The sequence below is a fragment of the Anabaena sp. FACHB-83 genome, from assembly GCF_014697485.1.
GTDB lineage: Bacteria > Cyanobacteriota > Cyanobacteriia > Cyanobacteriales > Nostocaceae > Nostoc_B.
The window spans coordinates 1-8,066 of record NZ_JACJRY010000097.1 but is presented as its reverse complement, the minus strand read 5'-3'; the positions used below and the strand labels follow the sequence as shown (position 1 = coordinate 8,066).

Here is an 8,066-nt window from a genome sequence, read left to right as displayed (position 1 = left end):
TTACTTGTATAACTCTTTTACAGCTTGGACTTTTGCCACCAATTACTGCTAATTCTATATAAATTATACTGGATTTATTTCTGCTATTCTAGCATAGCTACTCTGGGAGAGCCAAAACCAAAAATAAAACTTAGTAACAATATAGTTATAGAGAATAGAAATTTAGCACTCTCCAAAGTTGGAATGGTTGGTAAAAATAGAATTCCGATACCCAGAAATGGGGTAGTCAGAAAAACCAGAAGTTTGAAATTTCGATGATACATTTTCTTGCATTTACTAAAATTATTGGCATAACAGCCACCGCCCTCGTGTCCACTGTAAACTATGGTTAGGTTGCTAACTGCCATGTTTTTTCGACTGACTCACCATGAAAACTAAGCCAGAAGCAACAATTTGATAAGGAATGAGCAAAACTGCCCCAGTAATAGCTTTCAAAGTCCACCCAATACCCATTATCGATCGATAAAGTTTTATTGCTTCGTCTCTGAATTCTGGAGCAATATTTCTGAGTCGGTCTTCGTCTGACCAGCCATTAAAATCAAAACCCAGATAATCAAGCCGCATCTCGGCATATAAATCTGGTAAATATGCCAACAAAGTAACTAGAAGTACGCACGTCATCAAAGATAGAAAACTGCTTAATAGCAAACTAGTCACATAACCCTTCCGCCTTAACAGAAAGGGCATTGCAAATGGCGTTATTACCATTATTGCCAGAATCAAAAAATAAACTGCCGAAACTATGTACTGCATTTTTACCTAACTATTTATTACACAGGCGACAATCACATCATTAATTTTATTCACCAATACAAAATAACCACACTTAAACAAGGCTTAGGATTGATGGTAATTTTTAACTCAGTATTTATCCTCAGTTCCACTGAAGTAATAAAACGGCAAGTTTGTCCGAATCACTAACTCTACTAGCATTACACCCAGTGGTTCATATTCGTAGTAATATCTAACTTGACTATTGGTTCCAGGCAATGGTGGTTGAGCACAGTCTGCATCAGGAGAACCGCAAGTTACCTTCACAGGTATAAGTAAAATTCCTATTCCTAATATAAGTATCAATTGTTTCATTGTGACCGTTTACTAGTATTGCTTTTAATGTGTTCAAAATTACTATACATATTCTGCTCGCATAGTTTTATATGGATAATGTTTAAGTCGCTCGCCTGTAAAAATTGGTTATTTTCAGATGGTAGTAGACAGAGCAGTAGTTTCAGTGGTGCAGGGGGGAGAACGGTAGTGTAGAGATACATTTTCTTAGCTCTTAAACATCTCCTGTCTACTGGTTCATCAATCCTTAGTATCTACAATTATGTGCGACTTTGACAAAGGCTTCATTTTATGCACTTGCGAGGACAAAGAAAAACTCATTGTGCATAACAAAAATTCGAGGCGATACAAACAGGAGCAAGCAACGACTCCCAAGGTGTATCGATGGTATTTATCTACATTTAAAAGATATAGAAGCGACGACGAGCCGCTGATGGAAGGGCTATACGAACTTCCTGCGGCGGATATAGGCAAAGGACTAACGGACGATTGGGTTTTGCTCAATCTCAATTACAGAAATTGCTTTGATGTTGACTATACACCCCAAGAGGGCGATAACCTTGTCATCCAAGATGCTCATAAGGAATGGGTTTATCTATCTTTTATTTTCCAAAATGGAAACTGGGAAAGAGGACATTACAATCCATTTGATACTATCCAAACTTTGAGCATGAACGGAGAAGTAAAACAAGTAGGTTCCCATTGACGGAGAACGGTAATGTGGAGATATATTTTCTTTCTCCTCATAAGGTTTCTGCAATTCTAGCCAGAACCTTATACCAGTATTGGTTCTAAAGTATCACCTATACTTAATGTATAATTTATTTCTGGATAATTAAAATTGACAACTTCATTCTCTTGCTTTTTTAACTTATAAAAAGCCTCTCTTTCTTCATCATTTGCCACTCTTAGTAAGTTACCATTAGTTAAAAATGGCAATCCATTTTTGAATTTTATAAATGTCTTTGATTTTTGATAGGTAAGCCCTAACCATCGATTTGTTCCAAACTTTGTAATCTCATTTTTGGAAATATCTAAAATAATTTTATGTACAAATTCGCGATTGGTTTTTAATGAGAATAATATTAAAGAGTTGTTTGGTAAGCTTATTTCAAATTCCTCTGAAGTAGCCTTACTCTTTATTTTTAATTTTCTTAAAGCATTGGTTGATAAGTTCGATGCATTTTCATAACAAGAAAAAAGAGCAATGAATGAATCATCCTCTAAGTCCATATCCAAATCAGAGTGATAACCCATCTTATAATATTCTCTATCATAGACTTCAATTAATGCATTATTAAACTCAAAGGGCTTTATTTTTGTCTCTTGTTGAATTTGTTTATTTAATTTTTCTATGATGGTATTATGTATTTGAGTAAAATGAGATGCTGGGTTTTTGTAATTAGTGGTTTTTCTAACAATTGGAATTCCCCGCTCTTCACTTTTAACTAATACACCACCTTTTCTTCCTTTGTTAATATCTTCAAGTTCAATTAAATTAGTTAGTAGCTCAAATATATTGTCATCAATGTCCAGTCTAAAAACATAAAAATCTTTTGTCTTCATAGATTTTATTTATTTTATTAGTATATAGGTCTTTGATAATCTCCTAGATTCATACTGAAATCAACTTTTCCATAATCTACCATTTTTTCAGTACAGTTTTCTTCATAGTAAGTTTCTTTCAAATCTTGTTGTTTAGATTCTGTTATTGCTTCTAATTTAATTAAATCTTTATTTTCTATAATATAAGTTTGATGATTAAAATACACCGCTTCTACATTTGAACAACGAGCCACATAACCTAGTCTAGTAGGTATTTTGTCACTATTCAAAATAGAAGGTTTTACTTCATGAGTATAATATCTATTAGTAGACAATGGAATGATAAATACAGAATTTGGATATAAGACAACTGTAAATTCTTTTTCTAGATTTGTATCTATAATTGTTGATTTTAATTTAAAATGCAGTGCTGCTAATCCGCTTATATTTTTGTTGCACCAATCGTATCTATCTTTAATTGAAGGTTTTAGATGTTGAAAACCCTCTCGATCGTAAAATGTACAAAACGCAATCAATGCTTCTTTTGGCATATCTTTAGTTTTGTCAGAGTGTGCTTTTATTTTTGCTTTACTTTTTTTAAGAGTTAATTCATCTCTGCTTTTATTTTCGTAAACCTGAGCTAGTACGTGATTTAGTTTTATTTTTCGCTCAAAGACATCTTCTGCTGCATGGTTTATTGCATTCATTATTTTGTAATCTGTAGCGCGAAAGTTATCAGTAGGTCCAGTAAAATTACTAGAACATCTTAAAAGTCTGAAGTAAAGTCTTTCTTTTTCTACATATTCACTATTTATTTCTTTAGTTACTTCCGTAAGATATATACCTTTTCTCAAGGCGATTCCAGGCTTATTAGATTCTGTTAATTCTTGAAAAGTATGTTCAGTTTTTATCATATTGAAGTAATCTGTGTCATCATTAAATAATTGTCTATAATAAACGCCAGCTTGACTTATAATGATAGGTACCTGACCAATCTTAATCATTTTTAAACTTGGGTTATTTAGCATTTCATAGTTAAAAGACAATTCTTTTATAATGTATATATTTAAGCAAGTATTACTTAAACTACTAATATCACCGCAAGCAAATAATTTGTTTATCTGTAAATTCATGTTGATATCAGATAAACTTTTGATAACTGTACCACAAAAGTTTTTAAGTAAATAATTTAATTCATGATTAGCCTCTGTATTATTTGATAAATCTAATAGAAATAATTTTGTTTTAGAAATTTTATTTTCAGTATTATTCATTTTCATCATAATTTCTGCAATATTCTGTTAAACATTACAAACGGTCTATCTTGCAATCTTGCATTCCACGACAATCTTAACGCGAGTAATTTGCGAGCAAATCCCCGTCTGCGAAATTGCGAGAATGTAAATAGAGCAATTACAAGTTGCTCTGCGATGCTCCTGCGGAACCCGCAACGAATCATCTGCTGGCTTTTCATACCTCCGCAACTTTTCACCAAGTATTACAATAAGTAGTATGTTAATGCTACACTAAATTTATTCGATTGAACTTGAGTTATGCGAACAATTGTAGTTGGCGATATTCATGGTTGCTATACAGAACTGCTTCAACTATTAGCCAAAGCAGAAATTACAAAGGAAGATTGTTTAGTCTCCTTGGGGGATATTGTCGATCGCGGTGCTGATTCAGTCAAGGTGTATGATTTTCTCAAAAATCGCCCCAACACTATTGTATTAATGGGTAATCACGAACGCAAACATCTCAGGCAAACTCTTTCCTACTCCCAGCCCGAATTTCTCACGTATGGTTAGCGGGTGTGGAGAGTGTGGGGAGTGTGGGGGGAAAGATTTTTTCACCATTCTCCCACCCCTCCCAACCTGGATTTCTCTCTTGTGAGAAATCCAGGCCAGGAAATTGTCAAATTACAATTTGGCGACAGCTATGACGAATTTTTAGAATGGATTAGCCATCTACCCTATTATCACGAAATCGAATCGGCAATTTTAGTTCATGCTGCGGTGGAAGATGGTATACCCATCGAGAAACAAAGGGAAGAGGTTTTATGTGGTTGCACTGCGGGTGAAAAGCATCTGGCAAAGCACTATGGAGATACCTTTTGGAGTCAGTTATATACAGGTGTTAAGCCAGTAATTTTTGGTCATCGCGTTGTTGGAGATAATCCCCTCATAATTCCCCAAAAAACCTACGGTATTGATACTGGAGCCTGTCATGGTGGGACATTGACAGCCATAATTTTACCTAGTTTTGAAATTGTTCAAGTACAAGCAGGTGAACTACCTACACTGATGCTTCGCATACAGTGTAGGCTTCCTGTCCAACAGAAAGCGCAGTAGTGGATTTCTTGCGTCCTCCCTTACTACGACTTACATCTGGGCGACAGGCTTTATCCCCCGTTCCAGAGGTCAAAATTCGTGAGCCACTGCGTTGGACGGGTTCCCCGGCTTGAAGCAAGTGGCGTAGACCCTCATCTCTGAGGTTAATGCTTGCGTTCACATCCCTGTCGTGCCTAGTTTGGCAATTGTCACAAGTCCAAAATCTTACATCAAGTGGCAAACTACCAACTTGATTAAGACAAACATGACAGGTTTTTGAACTGGGAAAAAATCTATCAACTTCAAGATAAATCTTCCCTTCCATTTCTGCCTTGTATTTCAACATGGTACAGAACATTCCCCATCCAACTTGATGTATAGACTTGGCTAGTTTATGATTCTGCATCATGCCCTTAACATTAAGATTTTCAAGCACTATAACTTGGTTTTCGTTGACTATCCTACGAGATAGCTTGTGCAGAAAATCCTCACGGCAGTTAGTTATTTTTCTATGAACTCTAGCAACTTTATTTCTGGCTTTAATACGGTTATTAGAACCCTTCTGCTTTCTAGATAACTGCTGCTGTTTAAGTTTTAAATTCTTCTCATGTTTGCTGAGTATTCTAGGATTATCAAACTTAGAACCATCACTAGTAACTGCAAAGTGAGTTAATCCCAAGTCAATACCTATCGCTTTGCCTTCTGTATTTGCAGAAGGTTTGTCTTTACCATCATCAAAAAGAATAGCCGCAAAGTATTGATTAGAACAGTTTTTAGATATGGCTACAGTCTTAACTTTTCCCTCAATAGGTCTATGAATCATCGCTGTGACATCTCCTATTTTTGGGAGACTCACAGAATTATCAGTAATTTTGACATTTTGAGGATATTGTATTGACTGTTTACCATGTTTTGATTTGAATCTAGGATATTTAGCCCGTTTCTCAAAAAAATTATTAAAAGCTACTCCAAGATTCAAGCAAACTTGTTGCAAGCATTGTGAGTAAGTTAGCGATAACCACTCATATTCTTTTTTTAACTGGGGAATTATCTTTTTAACTTCGTATCCAGATAACCCCTTACCAGTCTCCTTGTATGTCTGGTTCATCAAGTTCAGGCAATAATTCCATAACCAACGACAACTACCAAAAGCTTGTGCTAGTGACTGCTGCTGTTGGGTGTCTGGATATAACCTGACTTTGACGACTCTTAACATATTAGAGTAAACAACGTTTGCTATAAAAAAGCATAACATAGAAATTGCTAGTTTCCTCCATATCTTCCTCCCTTGCCTATCGGCATCGGTCGGAAGATTGTCATCAATTAGCCTGCCATTCATCTCATCATCTCCCTTCGGGTAGGTGAGAGGCTTCTGTCAGTTCAAGCTAAAGACTTTAATAGGAGGGATGAAAACGCCAGTCGCAATATTTGTGCAGTCGGGGCATCGACTGTTGGGTTAGGTGATGTAAGTCGGTATGAAACTGCGATTGCTGTTTGAGCCTAGAATCCCCCGAATTGAATTCGGGGGAGTATGTCAAAGAGTAGTAGGAACGTCACTGTTAAGTAGTGATTTAGAACTGTTCACTAATAACTAATAACTGTTGAGAACTAAGTATAAACTTGTCGTTTCAAGAATATAACTGCCATATTTTCTAAATCTCCTGCTAATTTTGGCTTCTAGATTATTCACTTTTTAGAGTTAACACCAACTAATGGCAAGCAAAGAAATTCAAGTCAAAGAGTACACAGTCAGAGCGCACAAACGTCAGATACACACGCGCACATTCAACTTCGTCTGTAAGCAATGCGATCAATCAACTTCTCGTGAGACGTATGGCCCACGCCCTTTATACTGCGAAACCTGTCGTCCTCCAGGGCCTCCTAAAAAGTCTGCTGTAGCTGCACCTGCTAAGAAGGGTAAGCCCAGGGCTAAGATTTATCGGAGTGATGTTGATTTTCAGAAGTCTTCTTGAGCGATCGCTGCCGCAGCAAATAAAATGCTTCTGGATGAGATCACCAGAAGCATTCAGTATATTTTACTTGCCAATTGAATTATATATAGAACAATCGTACTATCAAACAGGTGTTTTGTTAACCCGTAGTGATCGCCTACTCAATTTTCCAGCCATCGAACAAGTTGGGCTGATCTACACCGTACTGTCTTTGCACTAAACGCCGCAGTTCTGCTACAGAATTAGCCGACTTCATCAGAATCAAAATTGATGTGATATGTGGCGACAATCTCTGTTTCGTTGTCTCCTCAAGCAACTGATGAATTTTGTGCTTTCTGCGTCCATTGGGTAATACAGGGTTGACTTGATCAAGTTTGGCTTTTTCCTCTGGTGTCATCCAATGGATAGGGATGAAAACGCAGCCAGGATCATCCTTAGTCGAGGATTGGGTACGGTAGGGCATACCGGAACCTTTGCGCTAGACGCAAGCAACGCTTGGGGAGATGTAACCTCTACTCTTGTTGGTGAAAGCCTGTATGAGCAAGTTATGTCTTAGATCCAAGAATCCCCGTGCGTTCACGCCGAGGAGTGTCAAATTAGAAGAATTAGAAAGGCTCAAAGTAACTTTCACCCAGTATTTGCTGAACCAGACATTTGACTGGCAAAGTGTGATCGTTTTTCTCAAGGCTTATAAAGCTTAATTTCTTATAAACATGTCGGATTTTAAAATTCGACATTTTATTTGATGTAGAGATTGATATTTGCTAAAACTTAAAATCAATCAAACAAAGAATGAATGTATGATATTTGCCTAAAGACGTGAACGTTAAGGCAATTATTTTGACATACTCCCCAGCCTAAAGGCGTGGGGATTCTAGGCTCAAACAGCAATTGCAGTTTCAAACCGGCTTATATCGCCTAACCCGATGGTTGATGCCCCAACCATAAGAATATTAACTGCGGCGTTTTCATCCCTGCCATTAACTGACTGACAACCCGAACAACGCCATTCTCTAACTGATAATTCAATACTTTCTAAAACATATCCACAGCAAGAGCAAGTCTTAGTGCTGGGATACCATTGGTCGATGAAAACAACCCTCTTTTTCTTCTTTTTGGCAACCCATTCTAGTATTTGTAGAAACTCTCCAAACGCCAAATCAGAGATTTTTCT

At 36.7% G+C, this 8,066-nt stretch carries 11 protein-coding genes and 2 pseudogenes; 6 read left to right on the top strand and 7 right to left on the bottom strand.

The genetic code is table 11. The annotated features are described in order from the left end of the window. Nucleotides 1-336: 336 nt before the first annotated feature. Both H6G79_RS35790 and H6G79_RS35785 read right to left on the bottom strand, forming a co-directional pair. Nucleotides 337-657, bottom strand: coding sequence for a hypothetical protein (locus tag H6G79_RS35790; RefSeq protein ID WP_242048787.1), 321 nt, complete (start codon nt 655-657; stop codon nt 337-339). Nucleotides 658-861: 204 nt separating this feature from the next. Continuing rightward, nucleotides 862-1,086, bottom strand: a complete 225-nt coding sequence (locus tag H6G79_RS35785; protein WP_190595235.1) for a hypothetical protein — start codon at nt 1,084-1,086, stop codon at nt 862-864. A 412-nt stretch (nt 1,087-1,498) separates the two neighbouring features. Here H6G79_RS35785 and H6G79_RS37180 point away from each other — a divergent pair, with 412 nt between their 5' ends. Continuing rightward, nucleotides 1,499-1,771: a hypothetical protein gene (locus H6G79_RS37180; protein WP_242048785.1), complete on the top strand. Its 273-nt coding sequence runs from the start codon at nt 1,499-1,501 to the stop codon at nt 1,769-1,771. 68 nt (nt 1,772-1,839) lie between these two features. On the opposite strand, the gene H6G79_RS35775 is transcribed toward H6G79_RS37180, so the two are convergent. Both H6G79_RS35775 and H6G79_RS35770 read right to left on the bottom strand, forming a co-directional pair. After that, nucleotides 1,840-2,631 (bottom strand): alpha-ketoglutarate-dependent dioxygenase AlkB, encoded by a 792-nt coding sequence (locus H6G79_RS35775; protein ID WP_190595237.1) that lies wholly within the window; start codon nt 2,629-2,631, stop codon nt 1,840-1,842. A 17-nt stretch (nt 2,632-2,648) separates the two neighbouring features. Beyond that, a complete protein-coding gene (locus tag H6G79_RS35770; RefSeq protein ID WP_199334152.1) occupies nt 2,649-3,884 on the bottom strand; it encodes a hypothetical protein in 1,236 nt (411 codons plus the stop codon). Nucleotides 3,885-4,163: 279 nt separating this feature from the next. Here H6G79_RS35770 and H6G79_RS35765 point away from each other — a divergent pair, with 279 nt between their 5' ends. Further along, on the top strand, nt 4,164-4,418 hold the full coding sequence (locus H6G79_RS35765) for a metallophosphoesterase (protein ID WP_242048782.1): 255 nt from the start codon (nt 4,164-4,166) through the stop codon (nt 4,416-4,418). 81 nt (nt 4,419-4,499) lie between these two features. Continuing rightward, nucleotides 4,500-4,961, top strand: a complete 462-nt coding sequence (locus H6G79_RS35760) for a hypothetical protein (protein WP_242048780.1) — start codon at nt 4,500-4,502, stop codon at nt 4,959-4,961. Here the strand turns inward: H6G79_RS35760 and H6G79_RS35755 are convergent. Continuing rightward, nucleotides 4,906-6,156 carry an RNA-guided endonuclease TnpB family protein gene (locus tag H6G79_RS35755; protein WP_190595242.1) on the bottom strand — a complete coding sequence of 417 codons (1,251 nt, stop codon included), beginning with the start codon at nt 6,154-6,156 and terminating at the stop codon, nt 4,906-4,908. The two genes, H6G79_RS35760 and H6G79_RS35755, sit on opposite strands and share 56 nt — an antisense overlap. Nucleotides 6,157-6,336: 180 nt before the next feature. On the opposite strand from H6G79_RS35755, the pseudogene H6G79_RS37175 reads away from it, so the two are divergent. Then, nucleotides 6,337-6,438: pseudogene (locus H6G79_RS37175) on the top strand (RNA-guided endonuclease TnpB family protein); the annotation flags it as partial. Between the two features lie 214 nt (nt 6,439-6,652). Continuing rightward, on the top strand, nt 6,653-6,913 hold the full coding sequence (locus H6G79_RS35750) for a hypothetical protein (protein WP_190595238.1): 261 nt from the start codon (nt 6,653-6,655) through the stop codon (nt 6,911-6,913). Between the two features lie 136 nt (nt 6,914-7,049). Here the strand turns inward: H6G79_RS35750 and H6G79_RS35745 are convergent, their stop codons facing one another. Then, nucleotides 7,050-7,355 carry a hypothetical protein gene (locus tag H6G79_RS35745; RefSeq protein WP_190595239.1) on the bottom strand — a complete coding sequence of 102 codons (306 nt, stop codon included), beginning with the start codon at nt 7,353-7,355 and terminating at the stop codon, nt 7,050-7,052. On the opposite strand from H6G79_RS35745, the pseudogene H6G79_RS37170 reads away from it, so the two are divergent. Further along, a pseudogene (locus H6G79_RS37170) lies at nt 7,293-7,448 on the top strand (RNA-guided endonuclease TnpB family protein); the annotation flags it as partial. The gene H6G79_RS35745 and the pseudogene H6G79_RS37170 overlap by 63 nt on opposite strands. A 324-nt stretch (nt 7,449-7,772) precedes the next feature. Here the strand turns inward: H6G79_RS37170 and H6G79_RS35740 are convergent. Further along, nucleotides 7,773-8,066, bottom strand: a 294-nt coding sequence (locus H6G79_RS35740) for a zinc ribbon domain-containing protein (RefSeq protein ID WP_191049428.1), incomplete at its 5' end; no start/stop codon positions are given.